The 26,603-nt window shown below is 35.7% G+C and carries 23 protein-coding genes and 4 tRNA genes; 9 read left to right on the forward strand and 18 right to left on the reverse strand.

Features of this window, described 5'->3' with window-relative positions; translation table 11 throughout:
* The first annotated feature begins 123 nt into the window (after nucleotides 1–123).
* The 5 genes from L3049_RS15720 to L3049_RS15740 all read left to right on the forward strand — a co-directional run bounded on the left by L3049_RS15720 (nucleotide 124) and on the right by L3049_RS15740 (nucleotide 5,494).
* Nucleotides 124–1,092 carry a hypothetical protein gene (locus L3049_RS15720; RefSeq protein ID WP_275110773.1) on the forward strand — a complete coding sequence of 323 codons (969 nt, stop codon included), beginning with the start codon at nucleotides 124–126 and terminating at the stop codon, nucleotides 1,090–1,092.
* A 200-nt stretch (nucleotides 1,093–1,292) separates the two neighbouring features.
* Nucleotides 1,293–1,754 carry a YehS family protein gene (locus tag L3049_RS15725; RefSeq protein WP_275110774.1) on the forward strand — a complete coding sequence of 154 codons (462 nt, stop codon included), beginning with the start codon at nucleotides 1,293–1,295 and terminating at the stop codon, nucleotides 1,752–1,754.
* Between the two features lie 321 nt (nucleotides 1,755–2,075).
* Nucleotides 2,076–3,113: a serine hydrolase domain-containing protein gene (locus tag L3049_RS15730; RefSeq protein WP_275110775.1), complete on the forward strand. Its 1,038-nt coding sequence runs from the start codon at nucleotides 2,076–2,078 to the stop codon at nucleotides 3,111–3,113.
* A 278-nt stretch (nucleotides 3,114–3,391) separates the two neighbouring features.
* Nucleotides 3,392–3,835, forward strand: coding sequence for a DMT family transporter (locus L3049_RS15735; protein WP_275110776.1), 444 nt, complete (start codon nucleotides 3,392–3,394; stop codon nucleotides 3,833–3,835).
* Between the two features lie 162 nt (nucleotides 3,836–3,997).
* Nucleotides 3,998–5,494, forward strand: a complete 1,497-nt coding sequence (locus L3049_RS15740) for an IMP dehydrogenase (RefSeq protein ID WP_275110777.1) — start codon at nucleotides 3,998–4,000, stop codon at nucleotides 5,492–5,494.
* A 445-nt stretch (nucleotides 5,495–5,939) separates the two neighbouring features.
* Here the strand turns inward: L3049_RS15740 and L3049_RS15745 are convergent, their stop codons facing one another.
* From L3049_RS15745 to L3049_RS15785, 10 genes are all read right to left on the reverse strand, one after another.
* On the reverse strand, nucleotides 5,940–8,495 hold the full coding sequence (locus L3049_RS15745; protein WP_275110778.1) for a M1 family aminopeptidase: 2,556 nt from the start codon (nucleotides 8,493–8,495) through the stop codon (nucleotides 5,940–5,942).
* A 130-nt stretch (nucleotides 8,496–8,625) separates the two neighbouring features.
* Nucleotides 8,626–9,429 carry a DUF1338 domain-containing protein gene (locus L3049_RS15750; protein ID WP_275110779.1) on the reverse strand — a complete coding sequence of 268 codons (804 nt, stop codon included), beginning with the start codon at nucleotides 9,427–9,429 and terminating at the stop codon, nucleotides 8,626–8,628.
* Nucleotides 9,430–9,756: 327 nt separating this feature from the next.
* On the reverse strand, nucleotides 9,757–10,023 hold the full coding sequence (locus L3049_RS21675) for a GIY-YIG nuclease family protein (RefSeq protein WP_425440821.1): 267 nt from the start codon (nucleotides 10,021–10,023) through the stop codon (nucleotides 9,757–9,759).
* A gap of 373 nt (nucleotides 10,024–10,396) precedes the next feature.
* Nucleotides 10,397–10,473, reverse strand: a tRNA-Asp gene (locus L3049_RS15755).
* Between the two features lie 47 nt (nucleotides 10,474–10,520).
* Nucleotides 10,521–10,597 (reverse strand) — tRNA-Asp (locus L3049_RS15760).
* A 47-nt stretch (nucleotides 10,598–10,644) separates the two neighbouring features.
* Nucleotides 10,645–10,721, reverse strand: a tRNA-Asp gene (locus tag L3049_RS15765).
* Nucleotides 10,722–10,768: 47 nt separating this feature from the next.
* Nucleotides 10,769–10,845: transfer RNA gene (locus L3049_RS15770), tRNA-Asp, on the reverse strand.
* A gap of 207 nt (nucleotides 10,846–11,052) precedes the next feature.
* Nucleotides 11,053–11,589, reverse strand: a complete 537-nt coding sequence (gene rsmD / locus L3049_RS15775) for a 16S rRNA (guanine(966)-N(2))-methyltransferase RsmD (RefSeq protein WP_275110780.1) — start codon at nucleotides 11,587–11,589, stop codon at nucleotides 11,053–11,055.
* On the reverse strand, nucleotides 11,580–12,428 hold the full coding sequence (locus tag L3049_RS15780) for a DUF3822 family protein (protein WP_275110781.1): 849 nt from the start codon (nucleotides 12,426–12,428) through the stop codon (nucleotides 11,580–11,582). Before L3049_RS15780 ends, rsmD begins: the two co-directional genes overlap by 10 nt.
* 15 nt (nucleotides 12,429–12,443) lie before the next feature.
* Nucleotides 12,444–13,085 carry a hypothetical protein gene (locus L3049_RS15785; protein ID WP_275110782.1) on the reverse strand — a complete coding sequence of 214 codons (642 nt, stop codon included), beginning with the start codon at nucleotides 13,083–13,085 and terminating at the stop codon, nucleotides 12,444–12,446.
* Nucleotides 13,086–13,175: 90 nt separating this feature from the next.
* Between L3049_RS15785 and L3049_RS15790 the strand changes: the two genes are divergently transcribed.
* Nucleotides 13,176–14,612: an ATP-dependent DNA helicase gene (locus L3049_RS15790; RefSeq protein ID WP_275110783.1), complete on the forward strand. Its 1,437-nt coding sequence runs from the start codon at nucleotides 13,176–13,178 to the stop codon at nucleotides 14,610–14,612.
* On the opposite strand, the gene L3049_RS15795 is transcribed toward L3049_RS15790, so the two are convergent.
* The 8 genes from L3049_RS15795 to L3049_RS15830 all read right to left on the reverse strand — a co-directional run bounded on the left by L3049_RS15795 (nucleotide 14,607) and on the right by L3049_RS15830 (nucleotide 22,961).
* Nucleotides 14,607–15,827, reverse strand: a complete 1,221-nt coding sequence (locus L3049_RS15795; RefSeq protein ID WP_275110784.1) for a PP2C family protein-serine/threonine phosphatase — start codon at nucleotides 15,825–15,827, stop codon at nucleotides 14,607–14,609. The two genes, L3049_RS15790 and L3049_RS15795, sit on opposite strands and share 6 nt — an antisense overlap.
* A gap of 47 nt (nucleotides 15,828–15,874) precedes the next feature.
* A complete protein-coding gene (locus L3049_RS15800) occupies nucleotides 15,875–17,617 on the reverse strand; it encodes a phospho-sugar mutase (protein ID WP_275110785.1) in 1,743 nt (580 codons plus the stop codon).
* A 23-nt stretch (nucleotides 17,618–17,640) separates the two neighbouring features.
* The gene (gene rfbD / locus L3049_RS15805; protein WP_275110786.1) at nucleotides 17,641–18,507 is read right to left on the reverse strand and encodes a dTDP-4-dehydrorhamnose reductase; all 867 of its coding nucleotides are present in this window, start codon (nucleotides 18,505–18,507) and stop codon (nucleotides 17,641–17,643) included.
* 2 nt (nucleotides 18,508–18,509) lie between these two features.
* Nucleotides 18,510–19,070, reverse strand: a complete 561-nt coding sequence (rfbC, locus tag L3049_RS15810) for a dTDP-4-dehydrorhamnose 3,5-epimerase (RefSeq protein WP_275110787.1) — start codon at nucleotides 19,068–19,070, stop codon at nucleotides 18,510–18,512.
* 7 nt (nucleotides 19,071–19,077) lie between these two features.
* Nucleotides 19,078–19,959: a glucose-1-phosphate thymidylyltransferase RfbA gene (rfbA, locus tag L3049_RS15815; protein WP_275110788.1), complete on the reverse strand. Its 882-nt coding sequence runs from the start codon at nucleotides 19,957–19,959 to the stop codon at nucleotides 19,078–19,080.
* Nucleotides 19,960–19,968: 9 nt separating this feature from the next.
* Nucleotides 19,969–20,910, reverse strand: a complete 942-nt coding sequence (locus tag L3049_RS15820; protein WP_275110789.1) for a UDP-glucuronic acid decarboxylase family protein — start codon at nucleotides 20,908–20,910, stop codon at nucleotides 19,969–19,971.
* A 60-nt stretch (nucleotides 20,911–20,970) separates the two neighbouring features.
* Nucleotides 20,971–22,320, reverse strand: coding sequence for a UDP-glucose dehydrogenase family protein (locus tag L3049_RS15825; protein WP_275110790.1), 1,350 nt, complete (start codon nucleotides 22,318–22,320; stop codon nucleotides 20,971–20,973).
* 263 nt (nucleotides 22,321–22,583) lie between these two features.
* Entirely contained in the window at nucleotides 22,584–22,961 is a 378-nt protein-coding gene (locus tag L3049_RS15830) for an alkylphosphonate utilization protein (RefSeq protein ID WP_275110791.1), read from the reverse strand.
* A 456-nt stretch (nucleotides 22,962–23,417) separates the two neighbouring features.
* Here L3049_RS15830 and rpsA point away from each other — a divergent pair, with 456 nt between their 5' ends.
* The 3 genes from rpsA to L3049_RS15845 are packed head-to-tail and all read left to right on the forward strand — an operon-like array spanning nucleotide 23,418 to nucleotide 26,561.
* Complete coding sequence (gene rpsA / locus L3049_RS15835) at nucleotides 23,418–25,238, forward strand: 30S ribosomal protein S1 (RefSeq protein ID WP_275110792.1); 1,821 nt, start codon at nucleotides 23,418–23,420, stop codon at nucleotides 25,236–25,238.
* A gap of 30 nt (nucleotides 25,239–25,268) precedes the next feature.
* On the forward strand, nucleotides 25,269–25,628 hold the full coding sequence (locus L3049_RS15840) for an STAS domain-containing protein (protein WP_275110793.1): 360 nt from the start codon (nucleotides 25,269–25,271) through the stop codon (nucleotides 25,626–25,628).
* 3 nt (nucleotides 25,629–25,631) lie between these two features.
* Nucleotides 25,632–26,561 carry a ribonuclease Z gene (locus tag L3049_RS15845; RefSeq protein WP_275110794.1) on the forward strand — a complete coding sequence of 310 codons (930 nt, stop codon included), beginning with the start codon at nucleotides 25,632–25,634 and terminating at the stop codon, nucleotides 26,559–26,561.
* Nucleotides 26,562–26,603: the final 42 nt, after the last annotated feature.

Here is a 26,603-nt window from a genome sequence, read left to right on the forward strand (position 1 = left end):
TGTTAAGCAATCATTGTTTTGTAGTTTCGTAACCGAAAATACAATCTTGTACCTGATGCGCTTTAAATGGTGTTGTAAAGTACGTAGTTGTACCCTATATATACAAATTGCAGCTAATACAGTATGAGAGCATTATTTATTTCAATCTTCTTAATTCTGACGACGGTTTGTTCTGCTCAGGACAAATCCAAATCAGCAAAAAAAATTCTTAGGTTTTCTGCAAAAATTGAATATCAATTAGGATACGGAAATTCTGCTCCTGATACTTATCTCTATAGTGCAGAGGTAAACGAAGAAGGAGAGGGGAAAAAGATGTCAAAACTCTTTTTAAATTTGTCGCTATCAGATTACTGGATTGGAAATTATCAAGTAAGATTGTATTCTTCTGATAGTTTTGTGCCTCGGTATACTTTATCAGAAGAGGAACACGATCATCAAAAGACTTTATCTGCTCTTGCTTTCTTTGTTGGGAAGGCTACCGGATTTATGCCTGCAGTTGGCATATCGAAATACAAGTACTCGCTAGAATATGCGGTAGATGATAAAAAAGTATTAATATTTGATGAACAAGGCAATGAATTAAGTACTGGAGATACATTTAGCCTGTATTCCGACATCCTCAAATACTCATTGCTTTGGGGAAAAGATGCAAGGTACGATCTTAGTGCAAAAGATTTTTTTGGAAGTTTTGAACTTTCCTATTATCAAACAGAATCCAAAGGTGCTTTGGAGCAAAAGAGTAGTGGCTATGTACCCAAAAGTATGAACCTACTAACAGAAAAATTTAAGGCTGCTGGCTTTACCATCACAGGAGGTTACCTCACCAAACCGATCAATAATGTTTTTCAATACCGACTTGGCTGTCATGCAGAGCTTGCATACGGAGATATAAAGATTTTAAAAGTTGGGTACTTTTCAAGCTTGCTTTTTGGGCGCGAAAACAGTTCCTTAAAAGGAATCCTTACCCTTCAGGGTAACCTGTTGGAAAGTAGTAGTTTTGGTCCTTCTATGATAGAAGACAATGCATATAATACGCTTTCCATGAATCAATTTAGTTACGATTTACTTTTCGGATTATCCTATTCATTTTAAAGAAGGGAAAGACGCTCAGATCTTCAAGCCTGTCAGTATTTAGCTATTCTTTGCGGATTAAATCTTTTGCTAAGCACTTTTTGTTTTGTAGTTTCGGGGGCCAGAATATAACTAGTGTTTATCACTACCGCTGCCGAACAATTAGCAAAGGTCTTATATTCGGAAAATAGAAACGAAGTGAAAATTAAACAAAAGACAATATGACCAATAATGATATATTACGACGTGTTCGCTACATGTTTGATTATAGTGATTCTAAAATGATTACGCTTTTTAAATTAGCCAATCACGATGTCAGTAGAGCGGATTTAAGTGACTGGTTAAAAAGAGAAGACGACCCTTTATTAATAGAAATTACAGATAAAGAACTGGCCACTTTCCTTAACGGATTGATCATTGAAAAACGCGGGAAAAGAGAAGGTCCTTTGCCAGAGGCAGAAGATCCTTTAAGCAATAATATGATTCTTAAGAAACTGAAAATTGCATTGAACTTGAAATCGGATGACATTTTAGATATGCTCGCCTTAATAGATAAAAAAATAAGCAAACATGAGTTGAGTGCTTTTTTCCGTAAGCCGGACCATAAATCCTATCGAGATTTTTTGGATCAGTACCTAAGACATTTTCTTAATGCCTTGCAAAAGAAATACAAGAATAAGTAATCCTTTTATAATTTTCTTAAAATCCACACAGCCCAAGCTACCAGCTTGGGCTGTTTTGTGAAAATTATTTTATATCGCTGTCAGGATTTTAAGTACTTACAGACTATTCCTATTTATATTCTTAAGGCGGTTTCTGCAGCCTAGTTACTAAAACGCTTACAGGCCTTCGACGCTGACAGGATCTTTAAAGCGAAGCGCAAAAAAGCTTCTGCAAATTAATAATCGGTATCGCAATTCTTCCTTATTAAATCTTTTGCTAAGAAATGATTGTTTTGTAGCTTCACATTGTAATTTCATAAAAAATCACCATCCTAAAATAGTATGACAAAGAAACTAACAAAAAGAATAATCAGAATAGTATTGCTTATTGGAACCATTACTTCCATGTTTTTTGTACCATGGCTTTTGGTAAAGGCGTGGATTTTACCACTACCCAATACAGTTCAAGAACAGTTGGATGAGGCCATTGATCATGGGTTTGATGGAATGATTGTTTATGTAGATCAAGCTGGTAAACCACCTCAGTATTTTGCTTCAGGTTGGCACGATAGAGAAGTAAAGATACCTGCCAAAGCGCAAGCCTTATTTAAGATTGCCAGTATCAGCAAGCTATATGATGCTGTGGCTGTCACCAAATTGGTAAGTCATGAACGTCTTTCTTTGGATAAAACCATCGCCGATTATTTACCGGAACTTGTGGGAAGAATTGAGAATGCAGATAAAATCACCTTGAGGTTGATGATACAGCATAAAAGTGGCATTCCCAATTTTACGGACGCTCCGAATTTTTGGGCAGCTCCAACAGAGAGCTATGAAGAGAGTCTTGCATTGATTCTGGATAAGCCGGCCAATTTTGATCCCGGTAAAGATTATGAATATTGTAATACGAATTATTTGTTAATCAATAGAATAATGGATGATGTGCTAGGTTATGGGAACTTTCAATTCATTCAGGAAGAAATTTTAAAGCCACTAAACCTTAACAATACCTTCAGCTCGCTAAGTGAAGTGAATATAGATGATGTAATGAGTGGCTATCATGTAGGACATCCCCTTGATTTGAAGACAGACGAGCATGGCATGTTGGCCACAGCAGAAGACGTGGGGATTTTCCTAAGGGCATTGAACGATGGATCATTGTTTGAACCTGGAGAACAGGAAATTTATGCTTCCATTTATGAATATGAACATGGAGGTTGGGTTCCAGGATACCAAAGTTTTGCAAAATATCACAAAGATCTTGATGCTGTTGTTGTTGAATTCTATAGCACAACTGATTCTAAACTGTACAATTGGAACTTGTCACAAATCATAAATAATAGAATTGCTAAAATTCTGAAAAGGCAAAAAAGCGAATAGAATTTTATGAAGAACGTTTAATAGCCTTGATACCAAATACTAAACTTACAGCCCATGCTACCAGCTTGGGCTTTTTTTGACCAAATAACAAAAAGCCTTTCTGCTCACTACAAAACCGCATCAATTGTTTAGAATCCCTACAGAATACTTCTGCGGTGTACAAACTTATCGTTTAATCTGCAGGTAAATCATCATGCAATTTTTTTTGAAGAGAAGAGAATGAGGCGAAGGTTCTCAAGAAAAGCTTACATTTGCACAAATTATTTAAATTTTTGTGGATGAGATATTTTCTAATGTTATTAGCTCTTGCTGTTGGCTGTCTTTTACCCATTCAGGCAAGTCTTAATGCTAAATTAGGTGGCTTTTTAAAAGCCCCAATAATGGCTGCATTGGTTAATTTTATGGTTGGAGGATTTATTCTTCTTCTAATTATATTGGGAACACGCACTCCAAATAATTTGTTGTTAGCAGCAAAAGAAGCACCAATCTATGCTTGGATCGGCGGATTGATGGGAGCTACATTCGTTGGTTCGATCATTTTTCTGATTCCTAGATTAGGAGCAGCCTTGAGTTTCGGATTAATTGTAGCTGGTCAGTTGGTATTTTCTATGGTGATCGATCATTTTGGCATGTTTGGTATTCCTGTTCAGCCAATTAATTGGGGTAGAGCATTTGGCGTGGCTCTAATTCTAACGGGAGTACTTGTAATACAGAAGTTTTAAGAGTATTTAGAAAGTTATATCTTTGACATAATAAGATCTTAGGATATTTTTTTTTATTTTTGATTGATTATACTTTATTTTGAATGCATGATAGAAGAAGTATTTTATTTACCTTCGTGAAATTTTTTATTTAAACAAGCATTGCATAATTACTGAACAACCATGGCTAAGATTATTAATGAAGTTTCAAGAACCTTTACAGAGTATTTAATTATTCCAGGATTAACTACGGTAGATTGTACTCCAGATAAGGTTGACATGATTACTCCTTTGGTTCGATTTAAAAAAGGAGAATCCTCAAAAATCAATTTGAAAACCCCTTTTGTTTCGGCTATTATGCAGTCAGTTTCTGACGACGGAATGGCAATTGCTTTAGCAAAAGAAGGTGGTGTTTCCTTTATTTACGGTTCTCAGTCTATCGAACAGCAGGCTGATATGGTTCGAAGAGTAAAGAAACACAAAGCTGGATTCGTAGAAAGTCGTGCTAATATTACACCAGAGCAAACTTTAGAGGATGTTCTAAACCTAAAAGAATCAACGGGTTTTTCTACTATTGGTGTAACTGAAGATGGTAGTCCAAACGGAAAATTTTTAGGAATTATTACAGGGCGCGATTACCGTATCAGTAAAGATAGTTTGAGTAAAAAAGTAAAAGATATTATGCGACCATTGCCAGAATTGGCTGTTGGTGAGCTTGGAATTTCTTTAACAGAAGCAAATGATATTATTTGGGAGCACAAATTAAATACGCTTCCAGTTATCGATAAGGATCAAAATTTAAAATATTTTGTATTCCGAAAAGATTACGATAATCACAAAGAGAATCACAACGAATTATTAGACGATCATAAGAGATTAGTTGTAGGTGCTGGAATCAATACAAGAGATTACGAAGAGCGTGTACCTGCATTGGTCGATGCTGGCGTTGATACGGTTTGTATCGATTCATCTGATGGATTTTCAGAATGGCAGAAAATTACCATTCAATGGATAAAAGAACATTACAAAGGTAAGGTTTCTGTTGGTGCTGGTAATGTTGTTGACAAAGCAGGTTTCTTATATTTAGCCGAAGCTGGTGCTGATTTTATTAAAGTTGGTGTAGGTGGCGGATCTATTTGTATTACACGTGAGCAAAAAGGAATTGGTAGAGGTCAGGCAACTGCTATTATCGAAGTTGCAGCTGCACGCGATGAGTATTTCGAAAAAACTGGCGAGTACATTCCAATCTGTTCAGATGGTGGTATTGTTCAGGATTATCATATGACACTAGCCTTATCAATGGGTGCCGATTTCCTAATGATGGGAAGATATTTCGCTCGTTTTGATGAGAGTCCAACAAGAAAGCTTTTAATTGGTAGCAACTACGTAAAAGAATATTGGGGCGAAGGTTCGAACAGAGCTAGAAACTGGCAACGTTACGATATGGGTGGTAACAACAGCCTTAAGTTTGAAGAAGGTGTTGACAGTTACGTGCCTTATGCAGGTAAATTGAAAGACAACTTGGAAATCACAACTGGTAAAATTAAATCGACCATGTGTAGTTGTGGTGTTCTTACAATTGCTCAGTTGCAAGCCGAAGCTAAAATTACTTTGGTTTCATCTACAAGTATTGTAGAAGGTGGTGCGCACGATGTTATCGTAAAAGATACAAAGAACTAATTACCGTAAACAAAACGGTTTCGGATTAAGATATCGAAAGACCAAGCATTTAGCTTGGTCTTTTTTTTGTGCTCAATCAGCTTTCTTTTAGAAGATGCTAAAGCAAAATAGAAAAATGATTTCTGATCAGTTGGCTAAAGCCAAACAGCAATAAATAAAAGAGAAGCATCTATTGCTCTTGCTTTCAGATAACTGATAAGATGAAATGGATTTAGTAATGGGCTTCTATTTTTTGTTTTGTAAGTTTATATGTTAACAGGAGAAATGTATCTATTGCAGTTGCTTTTAAGCAACTGATAATATGCAATTAAGAAATTGGCTTTAGCCACATAAAATAATCATATGAGTTGGGTCATTCTGAGCTTGCCGAAGAATCTTTCATTCAAAGGGAAAGGCTCTTCCACAATGAGAAAGAGCCTTTTTTATCTTTTTCCCTTGAATATTTTTACTTCTTTAGCACCACATCAGCAGTCTGCAAGATCTTCATTTTCAAATTTTCCGGATAATTAGGGCGTTCTTCCAAGAATTTGCGCGTAATGTCGCCAACCTCTTTCGATTGGTGTCCACTGTACGAAGCGCTCAGCCAATTGTAAGGGAAAAAGATATCACCAGTAAGCTGAATCTCTTGCAATAGCTCTAAGCTTTCAGGAAGATAAGTCAGGGCTTCTTTCTCTCGCAATGGATGGTGCAAATAGTGTAAGGCATCCAATACCCAACGTTCTGTTTCTCTATTTTCAGCTTTATGTAGGCTAGCAAAGAATTCTTTACGGATTGGCTGATCGGCAGAAAGGGCAGGCGCTACAAATTGCATCTTTTTCTTACTGTCTGGGTTTTTGATACGATCGATTTGTGTTGCTACAATTTCATCAGCCTTCTCAGGCATTTTAATCGCCAAATTACATGCCAAGGCAGTAGCTTTGCTTTCCGATAGGCTAAAGCCACCTATTGCAATTTCTTCTTTCCAAACCTTGTAAAGTTGCTCCAAATGAGCTGGGCTTTCTGCAATATTGCTCAATGTCGTGTATAGACTTGATTTATTGCCCATGTCTTTTTCTTCACTTAAGCGAATCCAAAGGCTTTCTTCCAAGTGCGAACCGAATTGTTTTCTTTCGTCAGCACTAATATGCAACCAATAAACCGACTTAAGGTAGGAGAGAATTCGAGATAAAATCAGCGTATTTTTTTCGATTGACAATTGCTCCTCTGCTGCTAGTAAAAAGTCCTTTCCACTAATTTCTCCTTCTCTAAGATTCTCGTAAAGGTTAATCCAGGCAACACCTCTTTGCAAATCGTCTTTAACTTTATGGATATCCTTAAGTAGAAATTTCTTTGTTTTCGCATCCATTTTAAAGAATCCATAGGCATTTCCTTTTCCATTTGGGATGATGTATTCAGGAACAGCCATTCCTTTTGCATCGGCAACAAGTACTTGCGATTGATCCAACTGAACAGGTAGGCTAATTGTTTTGTTAGCGTAGCCAAGAACAAGAGTCAAATCTTGATTCCAATCTCCAGCATTACCTTTTGCATCGCTCTGAGTAAGTTTCAATTCGGATATTTTACCATTTTCTTCAGTCAAATCAGAAGTGATGTGAGCTCTTCCGGGCTTATCGACCCAAACCTTACTCCATTCTGCTAAATTGCTTTCGGTATGCTGATCAAGAATGCCAATCAAATCTTCCCAACTTGCATTAGCATAAGCATAGTTCTTCATATAAGCTTGCAGGCCTTTTTTTAAAGCTTCCTCACCAGTAATATTCTCAAGCATATTCATCACAATTGGCGATTTGTGGTAGATAATCGCGCCATACACAGTTCCGGCATCCTTAAGGTTTGGTAAAACCTGATTGATAGGGTTAGCACCTGTTGTGCGATCTACGCTAAAGGAGCTTGGAACATGAGCCATTTGAAATTTCAAGTCGTGGTTCATGTTTGGGAAGCTTGGGTTTGTTATTTTATCTGCAAGGAAATTGGCGAAGACCTCTTTTAGCCAAACCTGATCGAACCATTTCATGGTAACTAAATCGCCAAACCACATATGAGCCGTTTCGTGGGCTATTAAGTTTGCACGATATCGAATACTGCTATTAGAGGCATTCTTGTCTAAGAATAGCTTAGAGGCATTGTATAAGGTTGCTCCTGTGTGTTCCATACCTCCATATTGAAATGATGGAATGACAACAATGTCATATTTTGCAAAAGGATAGGGTACATCAGTGTATGCTTCTAACCAATCTAATGATTCGAAAAGGACACGGAAAATTTCATCGGTATTGTTAGCTAATTTTTCAGAATCAGTCTCCCGGTGATACATGGTATGCTTTTTCCCCTTGTATTCACGTGTGATTGTTTCAAATTGTCCGGCTACAAAAGAGAAAAGATAAGTTGGGAGTGGCTTTGTCTTTAGAAACTTATAAGTTGTTCTTTTGCCATTTTCTTTTTGCGATATTAATTTACCATTTCCCATAGCCTTCCAATGTGAAGGAATGCTAAGAGTTAATTCAAAATTTGCTTTTAAATTTGGTTGATCGAAACAAGGAAAAGCTGTTCTGGCACGATCAGGAACGAATAAAGTATATAGGAATTCATCGTTACGATTCAAAGAAGTATTCCCAGTAGTAAACTCAATTTCGATGTGGTTGCTACCTTTTAGTAATTCTCCTTTCGGGATAATGATATGCTCCTTTTCGAATCGGTAGTTTGATTTTTCACCATTACAAATTACCTGAAGAATTAGGCTTGCCTTTTCACGAAAATCAATTTGCAAATCTTGAGTTACCTCTAAAAGGCTAAAGTTAATGGTATTTTTTGCAGGAATGTTTACATCTCGATTTTCTGGTATCTCGAATGTTAATTGATATTCAAGATCAGAAATGATTTTTGTACGATATTCTGCCATTTTCTTGGCAACGCCAGCTTCTACAGGAATATTTTGAGTCGGAGTATTACATGCTGCCAAAATAATACAGATGAATAGTAGGAATGTTTGTAGGGTTTTCATTTTGTTTGGGATTGTTACAGACACAAATATAATAGCTACCTATTCATTTAGAACGATTTGATGACGAAATTTTGCATAAAAAACGCAAAACCCTTATGGAGTTTTGCGTTTAAGAATAAGGTGTAAGTATTTAGACTTCTCTAAAATTTGAGCTGTCGAAAATTTTATTTGCATTTGCTGCAATAAAACCAGAAAATATTTCACCACTTTCATCAGGGTAACGAATGGCAAATTCGTAGAAGCAAGCTGGTATTTCGTAGGTGCCTTCTTCAAATTCAACCTTTATAATTTCTGAAAGGGTAGACGATTGTTGTAATAATTTCTCTGGAGTTCCTTTTATTTCACCTCCCGAAGCATTCATTTCAAAGCCACAATCTTTAATAAACTGATTCACCTTTTCGATGCTGTCGTATTTTTTTAGAGCATTAATGCTAACGGTAAAGTGATTTACTCTAAATCCATGAACATATAACCATGCTGCATATTCCGATTCCTTTCTTAGGGTTTCATATTCAGCGTATGATGGTTTTCCCCAAACGCGGCCTTTGTAAATCATATCAGGATCGCCATAATAGGCATTACCTACAGAGTTAATTCTTTTTTTAATCAGATTCTGAAAATCTTCCGAAAATTCAGATAGGATTAGTTCCGATATGAAAACTCTTGGAGCATTTTCCTCACTTGGGTGTTCTAAATGTACCGCATTAAGATGTTTGTCTTCGAATTTGTATTCTCCTTTATATTCGTAGCCTGCTTTTACGAATTTCTTGGCTAAAATCTGAATATTCATTCGCGGATCATCAAAAGTACGAAAGGCAACATGATCGTTTATCACATTTTCACCTTCTTTGGTGAAAAGATCGTGAATGGCTTGCGCAGATGGATTCTGCGCTGTATACCGTTTCCAAAGTTCGTTAAAAATTTGCTTTTGCATAAGTGTGAATTTTGATATCTGTTTTGAAGATACAAAAATATATTGAGGAGTTATAGCTCTTTTTTTTACGCTTGACCTCTTTCTTGGTGAGAAGGGAATTATATTTCTACAGTTTATAGTATTTTGAAGATATGGGTGAGATTCGAATACGTCCCGATTTTCGGGATGGCAAACATGTAATCGACTTTATCGATTTTCTAATGCTTTTTGAGGGAGATATAGAATCAAAAAAGCCTTCGACTCAAAAGAATCGAAGGCTTTAAACATTTTTGGCGGTCTGGACGAGACTCGAATACGTCCCGATTCTCGGGATGACAGGCATGTATTCTAAATATTGTAGTTTTCAATAGTAGAATTAGCTATTAATTCTTCAATGAAAACTCTACTCTTTTGTCTCTTTATAAATATTTCACGTTTTATTGCGTCTGATTTTGAATCAAATTTTTCAAAGTAGATTAGTTTCCAAGGTGTATTTTTACTTGTATACCTTGACCTTCCGGAGTTGTGATAGATTAGTCTTCTTTCTAAATTACCACTATATCCGATATAATAGGAGAAGTTAGTTTTACTTTGAATGATGTATACAAAAAACATGTTTGTAAAATATTGTTTCGTGTAAATTAGTGATAATTGTATTAATCAAAAAAAATCAGACTCAATAGCTATAGAAGCTTATACTATTTTGGCGGTCTTGACGAGACTCGAACTCGTCAAGATTTTCGGTATGACAGGCATGTATTCGACTTTATCGATTTTCTAATGCTTTTTGAGGGAGATATAGAATCAAAAAAGCCTTCGACTCAAAAGAATCGAAGGCTTATATTTTGGCGGTCTTGACGAGACTCGAATACGTCCCGATTCTCGGGATGACAGGCATGTATTCGACTTTATCGATTTTCTAATGCTTTTTGAAGGAGATATAGAATCAAAAAAGCCTTCGATTCATGTGAATCGAAGGCTTATATTTTGGCGGTCTGGACGAGACTCGAACTCGCGACCCCATGCGTGACAGGCATGTATTCTAACCAACTGAACTACCAAACCAAAATGCGATTTGTTTATTTAAAGAGTAACGAATCAAAACTCTATTTTGGCGGTCTGGACGAGACTCGAACTCGCGACCCCATGCGTGACAGGCATGTATTCTAACCAACTGAACTACCAAACCAAAATGCGATTTGTTTATTTAAAGAGTAACGAATCAGAACTCTATTTTGGCGGTCTGGACGAGACTCGAACTCGCGACCCCATGCGTGACAGGCATGTATTCTAACCAACTGAACTACCAAACCAAAATGCGATTTGTTTATTTAAAGAGTAACGAATCAAAACTCTATTTTGGCGGTCTGGACGAGACTCGAACTCGCGACCCCATGCGTGACAGGCATGTATTCTAACCAACTGAACTACCAAACCAAAATACAATAGGAATATTTACAGTCGACTCGTTAGTCTGACCTTTTCCTGAATGCGATGCAAAGATAATGCAAGTTTTTTTACTTGCAATAGAGGTTTTGATTTTTTTTTGCTTTAGATCCTCTCTTGATATAGTAAAATAGCGGTTTTGAGAGTGTTACGATTTGATAAAAATTCTTTTTTTTTCACAAAGCCTTATTTGGGAACTCACTTTAACTTAAAGAAGCTGAAATTTACGCTTCCATAGGTTCTCAATTCAAAAAAGTTTGGGTGAGTCGAAAAATCATTTTTCGAACCGTGTTCAACGATTAATATTCCATCTTCAGCTAATAATTCTTTTTCAAAAACCAATTCAGGAATTGAATCAATTGTATCAAGATCATAAGGGGGGTCAGCAAAAATAAGGTCAAATTTCTGAGCGTAATTTCTTAAAAAGCGAAATACATCAGATTTGATTGCTAATATTTGCTCAAATTTCAAATCTTTAATTGTCTTTTGAATGAAAGTGAAGTGGCGGTAATCTTTTTCCACACAGATCACCTTTTTAGCTCCTCGTGAGGCAAATTCATAACTGATGCTACCTGTTCCACCAAACAAATCGAGTACTTTTAAGTCTTCAAAATCGATTGTATTGTTTAAAACATTAAAAAGGTTCTCTTTTGCAAAATCGGTTGTAGGACGAGCTTTAAAACTTTTATCAGGGCTTATTCGTCTTCCTTTATGTGTACCACTAATTATTCGCACTTGGATAAATTTAGTAAATTAATAAATTGATTGTATTCTTTGTGAGGAATACTACCGTTAATTCTGAATTCCAAAGGAAGCAACTTTACTTCGACCTGGCCTAAATATTTTTTTAGTAGTTGAACTACTTTACTTTCTTCTTGAACTGCTCCATCAATAATTAACTTGCTTCGCTCGTTGTTCAGATTTTGTTGCTTAAAAATATTAAGGATGTAATAAGCTAAATCCGAATCGGTATTGTAGGTAAAAGTATTGATGAAATGTTTTCCTTTTCGATCAGGAATAATCACATGAAAGAAATCATTTTGAACATTTAGAAAAACTTGAGGATGACCATCCGGTAACTTTTCTTTTAACGCCAACGAGAAAAAAGGTAAACTATGATGATATAGTTTTACGTTTGCGAAGTGGGAGTGAATAAAATCAGTAATGCAGGTAGGTATTGAAAAAACACCCCAAGCATTTAACTCAGGAATTTTATTCCAAAGTAAACTATCCTCTGTTTTTAAATCATGCGATAATTGGAAGCTTTCAAATGCAAATTCTTCAGAGAAAAATTCTTCAGGAAGAATTAGAATTTTATTGCTAACCCACAATACAGTTATCTGTTTAAAATCCAAATTGAGTAGTTCGTGATTTCGAACCAGTTCAACAAACGAGGCAATAGGGTTCTTATCTCCATTTTTAAGGAAGGGAGAGAAGCGGTTAAGCACAATACATTTCTTATTACCGTTCAGTACAGTAAAAGAAAATCCATCCAGACTAAGCTGGATGGATAGTATATATCTTGACGTATTATCCTTTTCAAATGTTGAATCAACAAATAATAATTCGTCCATAATGTTCCTCTTGGATTATTCCCAGTTTCCTGATCCGTTGTTAGCTTCTTCAAGAGAACCTACTTTTAGTCCAGGGTACTTGTTTATACGAATACGGTTACCGTTTTCTTCTTTTAATTCGTCTAAATATTCATCACGAATATCAGCGAAAATATGCGTGTTTGAAACTTTAGCCTCGAAAACCTGAACTTTTACATTAGAACCAGTTACAAATACACCAGCACCCAATTTAAATTCACTTTGTCCTTTTGTGAAAGGTACCACACGCAAGTTCTCAATTGGATATTCTTTTCCAAAAATAGTATCTAAAGCTGATACCATAATTGTATCACGAGTAATAAATCCTTTAGAGACAGCTTCTCTTTCAGTCATACCTGCTTCAATCTGTTCATCAGTTAAAGAACCGATAGACTTAATCATAGGCATTGAATCAGTTTTGATAAATGAGATCAAAGTATCAAAACTTCCGGTATATTTTTTATTTACTTCTTTGTAAGCGTTCTGAGCTTTACGAATATCTTTCAATTGTTTGATAATCTTCTCATAACGTTCTGTTTTGATTTTCTTAAATTCGATTGGTTTCATAATGCTTTGGTAGCTTAAGTATCCAAGCGCAACAATTACAAAAGCAAGTAAGATTTGAAAGACTTTTTTCATTTTTATTCTTATTAGTTTGTGTAAGTTTGTTTGCAAATTTAAAAAAAAAATCTGTTTGGTTATTTTTTCTAGCCGTTAAAATTAACAGAAATGCTAAAAAAACATCTTGCCTTAATGATAAAAGAGTGTTTGCGATTCGATCCAACCGAAGATCAGCAAAGGGCAATAGACTGTTTAGCAGATTATGTAACTAATAATGATAAGCAGGGAGTTTTTTTATTAAAAGGTTATGCTGGAACCGGAAAAACGACCTTGGTAAGTGCTTTAGTTGCCGTTTTGGACCAATTAAAAATCAATTCGGTGCTTTTAGCGCCAACAGGAAGGGCTGCTAAAGTGTTAACTTTTTATTCAAAAAAGGTCGCATATACCATTCATAAAAAAATCTACCGGCAAAAATCTCTTACGGATGGTTTTGGAGAGTTTTCTTTAGATCGTAACCTGCATACGAATACTGTTTTTATTGTTGATGAGGCTTCAATGATATCAAATTATTCACATGAAGCTTCCACTTTTGGATCGGGTTGTTTATTGGATGATTTGGTTGATTATGTTTCTGCGGGAAGCAATTGCCGTTTAATACTAATAGGTGATGTTGCTCAATTGCCACCTATTGGAATCGATATTAGTCCTGCTTTAGATCCTAAAGAATTAGAATCTTGTTACAATTTGTCTGTTAAGGAAGTGACTTTAAAGCAAGTTGTTCGTCAAGCTGACGAGTCAGGTATATTAAAGAATGCAACAGAACTTAGATGTATGCTTGCTGATGAAAGAAGTGGTTTTCCTGCTTTGTCAACTGAAAAGTTTCCAGATATATTTCGAATTGGTGGCGCGGAATTGATTGATGAAATTTCGAATGCGCACTATAAATATGGTTTAGAAGAAACCATGGTACTTAGTCGATCTAATAAACGTGCGAATCAATACAATCAGGGTATACGTAATAGTATATTATATAGAGAGGATGAAATTTGTGTTGGTGACTACTTGATGGTTGTAAAGAATAATTATTTCTGGACTGCCGATGTAAAAGAGATTGATTTTATTGCCAATGGTGATATTGTTGAGATTGTTAGACTTGGTAAGCATGTTGAGCTCTATGGTTGCAGATATGTAGAAGTGAGTTTAAGGTTTCCGGATTATAAAGATCTTGAGTTGGATACAATGATCATGCTTGATACGCTTAATATAGAAGCAGCATCATTAGGTTACGAGGAAAATAAAAAGCTTTTCTTTACTATTTCAGAAGACTATGCTGATATTCGTTCAAAGAAAAAACGTTATGAGAAAGTAAGAGACAATAAGTACTTTAATGCTTTGCAAGTGAAATTTGCTTATGCTATCACATGTCATAAAGCGCAGGGAGGGCAGTGGAGTGCGGTTTTTATTGATCAGGGTTTTATTAATGAAGATATGCTGAATCGTGAATTTTATCGATGGCTTTATACCGCATTAACTCGAGCAACTGAAAAATTGTATCTGGTGAATTTTAAAAAAGATTTCTTCCCGGATGAGGAACTGGAATTATAATTCTAGACCTACCAATAAAATATCATCGGTTTGTTCATTGTTTTCCTTCCACTCGTCTAGCCAATTGAAAAAATCAGATTTCTGAAGGTTGATTGATTTTGTTTGAATAGACATCAGTTTTTCGTAAAATTGCTTCTTTTTAAGCGTTTTTAGCTGTTGTCCGCCTAGTTGATCAGTTATCCCATCAGTATACATAAAAACACGGTCTCCTGGCTGCGTTTCGATCTTTTTTGTGGTGAATTCAGCAAATTCCGATTCTTTTCCAATTGTATTACGATCTCCTTGAACTTCAAATAATGAAAATTCTTCGTTTTTATCTTTAGCTTCAATTATTTCGCTGTCTGTTTTTAGGCTATCAGCATTTTTTCGAATCAATACAAGTGATCTTTTAGCACCAACAAATTCAAGAATATTGTCCTGAGGATAAATAGAGCAAAATAGTCCATCCATTCCATCATATTGCGTGTAGGTGTCTCCTGAAGTATTCAGAATTCTACTAAATTTTTGGCTTAGCAAAGGAAAAACATGTTCTGCTGAGACTTCATTTCCATTTTGAGAAAGCGTATGAAGTTCCATTTGCCCCATCATTGTCAGCATTGCTGCAGGAACGCCATGACCAGTACAATCAAATACACCAATGTTTTTTTGTTGGAAATTCTGATTAATCCAATAGAAATCACCACTTACAACATGTTTTGGCAAGTTTATGATGAATGATTTTGGAAACATGCGCTTAAAGTGTTCAGTGTCAGGCAGTATTGATCGCTGAATTCTTTGAGCATGAATCATGCCTTGGTGAATGTCAAAATAGGATTTGTATTTAGAGATTTCTTGCTTTTGCTGGTTGATTTGGAATGCAATCATGATTTTTGATTGCAATTCTGTAAAATCAATAGGCTTTTTTACGTAGTCAAGAGCACCTTTGGTTAAAGCAGCCTTAATGGTTTCCATTTCAGTTTTTGCAGTAACCATAATTACAGGAATTTCTTTTAATCTTTCGCTTTCCTGTAGTTTTTCAAGTACGTCCATGCCATCCATCACTGGCATCATCACATCGAGAAGAATAACATCTGGAATGTTATCATTTAGCCAGTCAAGAGCTTGCTGGCCTCCTTCTTTTGAGATTACAATATAATCACGTCTGAAATAGGCTTCAATTAATTTGTTATTAATTGGAGAATCGTCAACAGATAGAATGGTTCTTTTATTATCCATAATAAGATAGAAAAAAGGTTTAGGGTAGCAATGGCTACCCTAAAGTATTAGTTTAATTTCAAAGAGTCGATAATTCCTTGAACTTTTTTATTCGCTTTTTCTTCAGTAGCGTAAAAATCCTCGATAGAGTCAAGAGTTTCACGAACTTCAAAGTAAAATTTGATTTTAGGTTCTGTTCCTGAAGGTCGAACTGAAATTTTTGATCCATCCTCTAAGAAAAATTGTAAAACGTCTGCCGTTGTTTCAAAATCAAGATCCGAGACTTCACCATTTGTCGGGTTTGTTGCTTTACGGATGGTATAGTCTTTAACAAGAACAACCGGAGAGTTGTTAATTGTTTTTGGACTATTAAATCTGAAATCATGCATCATTTTCTCAATTTCTTGAGCGCCACTTAAGCCTTCTCTTACAATATAGATCATTTTTTCACGAGAAAAGCCATATTCGACATATATTTCTTTTAAAATGTCAAATAGATTTTTTCCTTGATCTTTAGCCCAAGCTGCAATTTCAGCCATGATACTACATGAAGAAACAGCATCTTTATCTCGAGTAAAATCGCCTGGCATGTAGCCAAATGACTCCTCGCCTCCGCCAATATAGTTTTTGTCAGGATTTTTGCGAATAACATCAGCAATCCATTTGAAACCTGTGTAGGCATCAAAACATTCTACCTTATTTTTGATTGCAACATCTTTAAAGAGTTCAGTTGTGACAATAGTTTTAACAACGTATTCGTTTCCTGTCAATAAACCAAGTTCTCTTCTTCTCCTAATAAGGTAGTATGTGAAAATTAATGCGGTTTGATTTCCATTAATAATCTCCCATTCATCTTTATCGTTAGTTACAGCTATCCCTAGTCTATCTCCATCAGGGTCACAAGCCATTACTAAATCAGCATTGACCTCTTTTGCTTTATCAACAGCCATTTTTAAAGCTTCTGGCTCTTCAGGATTGGCAGACCATACGGTAGGGAAGTTGCCATCAACAACATCTTGCTCCGGAATGTGAATAATGTTTTCAAAGCCGTAATTCTTTAGAGAATCCGGAACTAGCTTAACTGTTGTACCATGCAGAGGTGTAAAAACAATTTTTAAATCCTTTTGATTTTTGATTGATTTAGGAGATAAGCTTAGAGTTTTAACCGTATCCAAATAAAGTTTATCCATGTCAGCTCCAAGAACTTCAATAAGATCAGGATTTCCTTCGAATTTGATATCATCGATTTTTACAGCTTTAACGGCATCGATAATGTTTTTATCGTGAGGCGTTACAATTTGAGATCCATCGTCCCAATAAGCTTTATAGCCATTATATTCCTTTGGATTATGTGACGCAGTAATGATAACACCAGACTTACAGCCTAGTTGACGAATAGCGAAAGACATTTCAGGAGTAGGTCTTAAATCATCGAAAATATAAGCCTTTATTCCATTTGCCGAAAAGATATTTGCCACAGTATCCGAATACAATTTGCTATTATTTCTACAGTCGTATCCAATACAAATCGAAATTTCTTCTCCGGAAAAGCACTCATTTAGATAATTGGCTAAACCTTGTGTTGCTGCACCAACTGTATATATATTCATGCGATTAGTGCCTGGCCCCATTTTACCTCTAAGCCCACCAGTTCCAAACTCTAAATCTTTATAGAAAGAATCGATCAAATCAGATTGATCGTCTTTTTCTAGTAAAGATTTTACTTCATTTTTGGTTTCCTGATCATACTTCCCCTCAAGCCACGATTTAGCTTTTTCATTAACGATTTCAACAATCTCACTTTTGTTCATTTTGACACAATTTCTTCGGTTAACTATTCAATAATTCTTCTAATACAATGTTCAATTCTACTTTTCCAGTGTGGTATTTCAATTGCAAAAATATGTTTAATTTTCGATTTATTCAAGACGCTGTAGTAAGGTCTTTTTGCAAGAGTTTGAAAATCTTTACTTTCAATGCTTTTAATATTGCACTTATTTTTTGCTATGATTTGAATATCAGTGGCAAAATCATACCAACTACATACTCCTTCGTTAGAATAATGATACGTTCCGTATTCAGAAAAATCCTTAGTTGTTTTATTGATGATTGCGAGAATACATGCCGCTAAATCATAAGCGTAAGTTGGAGTTCCAATTTGGTCTACTACAACGCCAAGCTCTTTTTTATCCTTACCTAAAGTAAGCATTGTTTTAAGAAAATTTTTTCCAAAAGGTGAGTAGAGCCATGAAGTGCGTATGATGATATGCTTTGGGCATATCTTTCTAATAAATTCTTCTCCTTCAAATTTTGTTTTTCCGTAAATGCCAGATGGTTTTGCTTTTTCTTGTTCTGTGTAAGGGGTGTGGTTTTCGCCAGAGAAAACATAGTCTGTAGAAATGTGAATTAGTGTTATGTCTTTTTCGATAGCTATGCTAGCTAGGTTTTTTGCTGCCTCAGCGTTAATTTCTCTAGCCTTTTCTTCATTTTTCTCGGCTTGATCAACGTTGGTGTATGCTGCACAGTTTATAATATAATCGATAGGCTTGCCATGCACATAGGTTCTGATTGCATCTGCGGAGCAAATATCAAGCTCTTCAATATCCGTAAAGAAAAATTGAATGTCTTGATGATGTGCCGACAGTTCTTGAATTTCAGTTCCTAATTGACCTTTTGATCCTGTAATTAGAATAGTGAGCATATTTATTTGCTGTATTTAAAGTTTTTTTCAGCTTCCCTGAAGTTTGGTAATACTCTATCCTTAGGCGATATTATTTCTTTGCCAGGTTGTATTCTCCAATCGATATTTAAAGATGGATCATTATAAGCAATTCCTCTCTCGGCCTCTTGATTGTACAAATTATCACACTTGTAAATAAAGGTTGCTGATTTGCTTAAAACTGAAAAGCCGTGTGCAAATCCCTTAGGGACAAGGAATTGAATTTTATTTTCTGCAGATAATTCAATGCCACTCCATTGACCATATGTCGGAGAGTCTTGTCGCAAGTCTACGGCAACATCGAATACCTTTCCTTCTATTACTCTTACTAGCTTAGTTTGAGAATATGGAGCAAGTTGGTAATGCAAGCCTCTGATAACACCATATCCCGATTTAGACTCATTGTCTTGAACAAATTCAAGATCTATACCTTTTTCATGAAAAACCCTTTCGTTATAACTTTCAAAAAAATATCCTCTTTCATCTTCGAATACCTTAGGTTTTATGATTAAAAGATCAGGAATCTTGGTTTTTATAATGTCCATTACTAGGCTATTGTTTTTTTATGTTTTCGTTTGCGATTAAAACTAAATACTCTCCATATTGATTTTTTAAGAGAGGTTTGGCTAAATCAAGCAGTTGTTCCCTTGAAATAAAACCATTTCGATAGGCAATTTCTTCAAGACAGGCCACTTTTAAGCCCTGCCTTTGTTCAATTGTCGCAATGTAATTAGATGCTTGTAACATGCTGTCATGAGTGCCAGTATCAAGCCAAGCAATTCCTCTTCCCAATACCTGTAAGCTTAATTTATTCTCTTTTAGGTAAAGTAGATTTAAGTCGGTTATTTCCAACTCTCCTCGTTTAGATGGCTTTAAAGATTTTGCTTTTTGAACAACTGTGTTGTCGTAAAAATAAAGACCAGTAACCGCATAGTTTGATTTTGGAATTTCTGGTTTTTCTTCTAGGCTTTTAACCAATCCATTTTCATCAAATTCCGCCACACCATACCTTTCCGGATCCTTTACATGATAGCCAAAAACAAGAGCTCCTTCAGTTAATTTTGCTGATGCTTCCAATTGTTTGCTGAATTCATATCCATAGTAAAGATTATCACCTAAGATCATACATACAGGGCTGTTTCCTATAAATTCTTCACCGATAATAAATGCTTGAGCTAAGCCATCAGGAGACGCTTGTTCTTCATAAGAAATGGTTAAGCCAAGCTGATTTCCATTCCCAAAAAGATCCTTGTAAAGAGGCAAGTCTTTTGGTGTTGAAATAATAAGGATATCGCGTATGCCGGCAAGCATTAATACCGATAATGGGTAATAGATCATCGGCTTATCATAGACCGGAATGATTTGTTTTGAAATGCTTTTTGTAATTGGATACAGCCTTGTGCCTGATCCTCCGGCAAGTATGATACCTTTCATGGGCTTAGGTTATTTTGATAAGAGATTGTCAAAATACGAAATTGTTTTTATCAATCCTTCATTTAATTGAACTTTTGGTTCCCAATTGTTCAACTCTTTTTTCGCCAGACTAATGTTTGGTTGCCTTTGTGTTGGATCATCCTGAGGAAGAGCTAAGTTGATAATCTTTGATTTAGATTGAGTCAATCTAATAACTTCCTGAGCTAATTCTAATATTGTAAACTCGTTGGGATTACCAATATTAACAGGACCTATAAAATCTTTTGGAGAATTCATCATTCTAATGGCACCTTCTACTAAATCGTCGACATATTGAAAGCTTCTGCTTTGCGATCCATCACCATAAATTGTAATGTCTTGATTTTTTAGAGCTTGCATGATGAAATTTGAAACGACACGACCATCATTGGGATGCATATTGGGACCATAGGTGTTGAAAATACGCATGATTTTAATGTCGACCTGGTTCTGCTTATGGTAATCCATAAACAAGGTTTCAGCACATCGTTTACCTTCGTCGTAGCATGAGCGGATTCCAATAGGATTCACATTCCCCCAATATTCTTCAGTCTGAGGATGAATTTCAGGATCGCCATAAACTTCACTTGTTGAAGCTTGTAATATACGAGCCTTTATTCTTTTAGCTAATCCTAGCATATTAATAGCACCCATAACTGACGTTTTTGTCGTTTTAATGGGATTGTACTGGTAATGAACAGGAGAGGCCGGGCAAGCCAAATTATAAATCTGATCAACTTCGGCAAAATAAGGTTGAATTACATCATGACGAACCAACTCAAAGTAAGGGTGAGGTAGGAGGTGTTCAATGTTGCGCTTGCTACCCGTGAAATAATTATCGAGACAAATGACATCGTGTCCATCTTTTATAAGTCTATCACATAAGTGTGATCCTATAAATCCGGCACCTCCAGTTACTAAAACTCTTTTCATATTTGTGTGTATTAAAATCCTCCCTGAATTTAAATTCAGAGAGGAGATGAGATTTTTATTTTATTTGCTAGCGGCTTCGTGTACGGCAGAAATAGCTTTTCGACCAATAGAATAATAGGTGTATTCGTTTTCGATTAACTCCTCGATGTCGTAAATGTTTCTACCATCAAAAATTAGTTTGTTTTTAAGTAGTTTCTCCATTACTCTAAAGTTTGGCACCTTAAATTCATTCCATTCAGTAACTACTACAAGAGCATCTGCATCAATTAATGCTTCGTATTGATCTTTTGCATAGCCAATGGAGTCGCCAATTTTGTGGTGGCATTCTTCCATGGCAACAGGATCGTATGCAACAACTTCAGCACCTTCTTTTAATAGCTTGTCAATAATAACAAGAGCAGGAGCTTCACGCATATCATCTGTGTTAGGCTTAAAGGAAAGTCCCCAAATTGCAATTTTTTTGCCTTTTAAATTGCCATTGAAATGTGTCATCATTTTCCTGTACAATACACTCTTTTGTCTGTTGTTTACAAGTTCTACCGATTTTAGAATTTCTAATGGATGACCATTTTGTTCGGAAGTCTTAACCAAGGCTTGTACATCTTTAGGGAAACAAGATCCACCATATCCCGTGCCAGGATAAATAAATTTGTGGCCAATTCTGGTATCTGAACCAATTCCTCTTCTAACGTTATTCACATCAGCACCAACAATTTCACAAAGGTTGGCAATGTCATTCATGAAAGAGATTTTTGTTGCCAGCATAGAGTTGGCAGCGTATTTAGTCATCTCAGCAGAAGGAATATCCATAAAAATTACAGGATGGTTGTTCATTAAAAAAGGCTTGTAAAGTTTTTTCATTACTTTTTGAGCTCTTTCAGATTCTGTGCCAATTACAACTCGGTCGGGTTTCAAGAAGTCATCAATAGCAGCTCCTTCTTTTAGGAATTCTGGGTTTGATGCAACATCGAATGGAATATCCTGTTTTCTTTTATCTAGCTCATCTTGTATGGCAGCTTTTACTTTTTCAGCTGTTCCGATTGGTACGGTACTTTTGGTAACGATAACCATATAATGATCGGAATGTTTTCCTATTTCTCTAGCAACACCAAGTACATATTGAAGATCCGCACTACCATCTTCATCGGGAGGAGTTCCAACCGCAATAAATACTGCGTCTGCTTCAGCAATACTATCTTTAAGACTAGTTGAGAAGAACAAGCGACCTTTTTCCATGTTTTTTTGAACCATAGGAGTTAGTCCTGGTTCATAAATAGGAATAATGCCCTGATTAAGGTTGTCGATTTTTTTCTGATCTACGTCAACGCAAGTGACGGTAATACCCGTTTCAGCAAAACAAGTTCCGGATACTAAGCCCACGTAACCTGTACCAATAATTGTAATGTTCATATAGTCGATGTTTTTATGTTCTTTAATTATTTTAAATAATGGCTTAAAACAATTAAGTAAAATTAAGTGAATTTTTACTTGTAGCAGTTAAAATAACTGTATTTAAGCTTAAATGCTAATTTTGATACGTGAATAGTGCTATTTTGTTCGGGAAAAGATTTTGAAACTTAAATAAAGTATTCTTTTTAGAATCTATTTAAATTTTTATGAAAAAAAACAGGAATCCCAATTTAGAATTCCTGTACTATTCCGAGTGATGTATTCTAGCTTGATTTTTTAACGTATTTCGTTAGAATAACAATGTGCTGTCCTTCTACTCTTCCTTCGATATGTTCAGCATTGTCTGATACTAATGAAATGTTACGGACTGCAGTTCCACGTTTTGCTGTGAAGCCTCCACCTTTAACATTCAAATCTTTAATTAATGTAACTGTATCGCCTGCTTGAAGTTGAGCTCCATTACTGTCGATATGTTTTACTACATCTTCATCATCTTCTCCTTCGCCAGTTGCCTTCGCCCATTCTAAAGTATCTTCTTCTAAGTAAAGCATGTCAAGTAAATCTTGAGGCCAACCTTCAGCACGTAATCGATTTAGCATTCTCCAAGCTATAACTTGAACTGCGGGTACAGTGCTCCACATGCTGTCATTTAAGCATCGCCAGTGGTTTGCATCAACTTGTTCTGGGTTTTCAATTTGATTGTTGCAAGTATTACATACTAATATGTGTTGATCAACGGTGCCATTAGATGGTTTAACCTCAAGTGATTTAAGATTATTGTCCGCTCCGCATAATTCACAAACAGAACCGCTTCTACTATGTAATTCTTTTTCGATATTCATTTTATTATTGTTTTATATTCTTTACTCCTAACAAGTGGATGTTTTTTGTTTCAATGGCTGTAAAGTTATAGTAGATTATTTAATATATAAAGGCTGTAGCGAAATTGTTTTTAGAATAGAGTAGAGGGGGTTTCGTGTAAAATTGTTTTGTTGATTGATTTATAAGACTTTTTTAACGGATTTTATTAAAAAATAGCCGTAACTTATTCATTCCTCAAAATAATTGTATACTTTTGCAGCGATTTAAATAATATAATGTCTAATTTACTAGTAAACAAACTATTTAGTATGGTTGAAGAAAACAAAAATGCTGCTGTTGAAGCAGAATTTGATTGGGATGCATTTGAAAATGAAGATGCAGGTTTTGCTGCTAACAGAGCAGATTTAGAAGCTCAGTACGATAAAACATTATCTACTGTTGCTGAAAAAGAGGTTATCGATGGTATCGTTATCTCAATGAACAAAAGAGAAGTTGTAATCAATATTGGTTACAAATCAGACGGTATCGTATCATTAAACGAATTCCGTTACAACCCGGAATTAACAGTTGGTGATACTGTTGAAGTTTACGTTGAGTCTCAAGAAGACAAAAAAGGACAGTTAGTTCTTTCTCACAAAAAAGCTCGTGCATTACGTTCATGGGATCGTGTGAACTCTGCACTTGAAAATGACGAAATTATTAAGGGTTACATCAAGTGTCGTACTAAGGGTGGTATGATCGTTGACGTATTTGGTATTGAAGCTTTCTTGCCAGGTTCTCAAATTGATGTTAAGCCTATCCGTGACTACGATATTTACGTAGGAAAAACTATGGAATTCAAGGTTGTGAAAATCAATCACGAATTCAAAAACGTTGTTGTATCTCACAAAGCTCTTATTGAGGCTGAGTTGGAGCAACAGAAGAAAGAAATTATCGCTAAGCTTGAAAAAGGTCAGGTTCTTGAAGGAACAGTTAAGAATATCACTTCTTATGGTGTATTCATCGACCTTGGTGGTGTAGACGGTTTGATCCACATTACTGACTTATCATGGGGTAGAGTTTCTCATCCAAGTGAAATCGTTGAATTAGATCAGAAATTGAACGTTGTAATTCTTGATTTCGATGATGATAAGAAACGTATCGCTTTAGGTCTTAAGCAACTTACTCCTCATCCATGGGATGCTCTTGACGCTGAAATGAAAGTTGGCGACAGAGTAATGGGTAAAGTTGTAGTTATGGCTGATTACGGTGCATTCGTTGAGATTGCTGCTGGTGTAGAAGGTCTTATCCACGTTTCTGAAATGTCTTGGTCTCAGCACTTACGTTCTGCGCAAGATTTCATGAAAGTAGGAGATGAGGTTGAAGCTCAAATTATCACTTTAGATCGTGAAGAAAGAAAAATGTCTCTTGGACTTAAGCAATTGAAGCAAGATCCTTGGGAAGGTGTAGAAGCTAAGTATGCTGTAAACTCTAAGCACGCTGCTAAGGTTCGTAACTTCACAAACTTCGGTGTATTCGTTGAGATTGAAGAAGGTGTTGATGGTTTGATTCACATTTCTGATCTTTCTTGGACTAAGAAGGTGAAGCATCCAGCTGAATTCACTCAAATTGGTGCTGAGATTGAAGTTGTAGTTCTAGAAATAGACAAAGACAACAGAAGATTGAGTCTAGGTCATAAGCAATTGGAAGAGAATCCATGGGATGTATTCGAAACAATCTTTGCTACTGACTCAACTCACGAAGGTACTATCGTAGAAGTTTTTGAAAAAGGTGCTGTTGTTGCTCTTCCTTACGGTGTTGAAGGATTCGCTACTCCACGTCACTTAGTTAAAGAAGATGGATCACAAGCTAAAGTTGATGAGAAACTTACTTTCAAAGTAATTGAATTCTCTAAAGCTGCTAAGCGTATCATCCTTTCTCACTCTAGAACTTTCGAAGATGTGAAGCGTGCAGAAGTTTCTGAAAAGAAAAAATCTGAGTCAGCTAACATGAAAAAAGGAGTTAAGAAGATGAAAGATTCATTAGAAAAAACTACCTTAGGTGATATTTCTGAATTGGCTGCTTTAAAATCTCAACTTGAAAAAGGAGATAAGTAAGCTTTAAATATTACTTAAAGAGGTTTATATATGGACTTTAAGATTGACAAAAAAGACGGATACACCTTAGTTCAGGTTCTTAATGAAAGACTGGATACTCATATTGCTCCTGAACTGAAATCGAAGTTAGTTTTGATTTTCTCAGAAGGAGAGAAGAATATTCTTTTGAATTTAGATGCTTGTAGTTACTGTGATTCATCTGGCTTAAGTGCCATTCTTGTTGCCAATAGGTTATGTAAGAATGCCAACGGAACTTTTGTTCTTTATGGCTTACAACCTGCAGTTGAAAGATTAGTCTCTATTTCACAGTTAGATTCAGTCCTAAATATTGCTTACAATATGGACGATGCTGTATCTACTATGAAAAATCAAATTGAATTAAACAAATAGTTTGTGAAATTTGAATTAACAATCTTAGGTAGTAATTCTGCATTACCAACCTCAAAAAGATTCCCAACCGCTCAAGTGCTCAATGTACTTGAGCGGTTTTTTTTAATTGATTGTGGTGAAGGCACACAAATTCAATTGAAACGGTTCAAGATTCCTATGAGCCGAATCAATCACATCTTTATTTCGCACATGCATGGCGACCATATTTTTGGTTTAATTGGTCTGCTTTCTACTTTCTCATTGCAAGGGCGAAAAAATGAACTTCACATATACGGGCATAGCAAATTGGAAAAGTTAATTCGTTTCCAGCTGGAACTATTAGAAAGTAAAGTGGAGTATACTCTTATCTTCCATAATATATTTGGAAAGGAGATTCAAACACTTTTTGAAGATGAAACTCTAACAGTTCAATCTTTCCCATTAAAACATGGTGTGATGCCCTGTGCCGGCTTTTTGTTTAAAGAAAAGGATAGACCACGTACCTTAAAGGCAGATATGCTCGCATTTTATAATGTTCCAATTAAAAATAGGAATGGTATAAAAATGGGTGAAGATTTTGTTCTTGAAGATGGAGAAGTGATCGCAAATGCAAAGTTGACCATGGATCCGCCAAAATCAAGAAGCTATGCCTTTTGTACAGATACTGCTTATTTCCCCAGAATTGTACCTATTATAAAAGGTGTTGACTTGTTGTACCACGAAGCAACATTTTTAAAGTCAGAAGAAAAAAGAGCTAAGAAAACCTATCACTCGACAGCCGAGCAAGCTGCTAAGATCGCTTTAGAAGCAAAGGTAGGGCAATTACTAATTGGTCATTTCTCTGCTCGCTTTAAGGATCTTAAAGGGCATTTAAATGAGGCAAGTGAAATATTTCCAAAAACAATGTTAGCGGAAGATGGGAAAAAGTTTTCAGTAGAACTTGATCGGGATTAAGAAGCTTGAATCAAGTTTTTTTTTACTTTAGCAATTCATAAT

Origin of the sequence: Labilibaculum sp. DW002 (assembly GCF_029029525.1) — a bacterium.
Classification (GTDB): Bacteria; Bacteroidota; Bacteroidia; order Bacteroidales; family Marinifilaceae; genus Paralabilibaculum; species Paralabilibaculum antarcticum.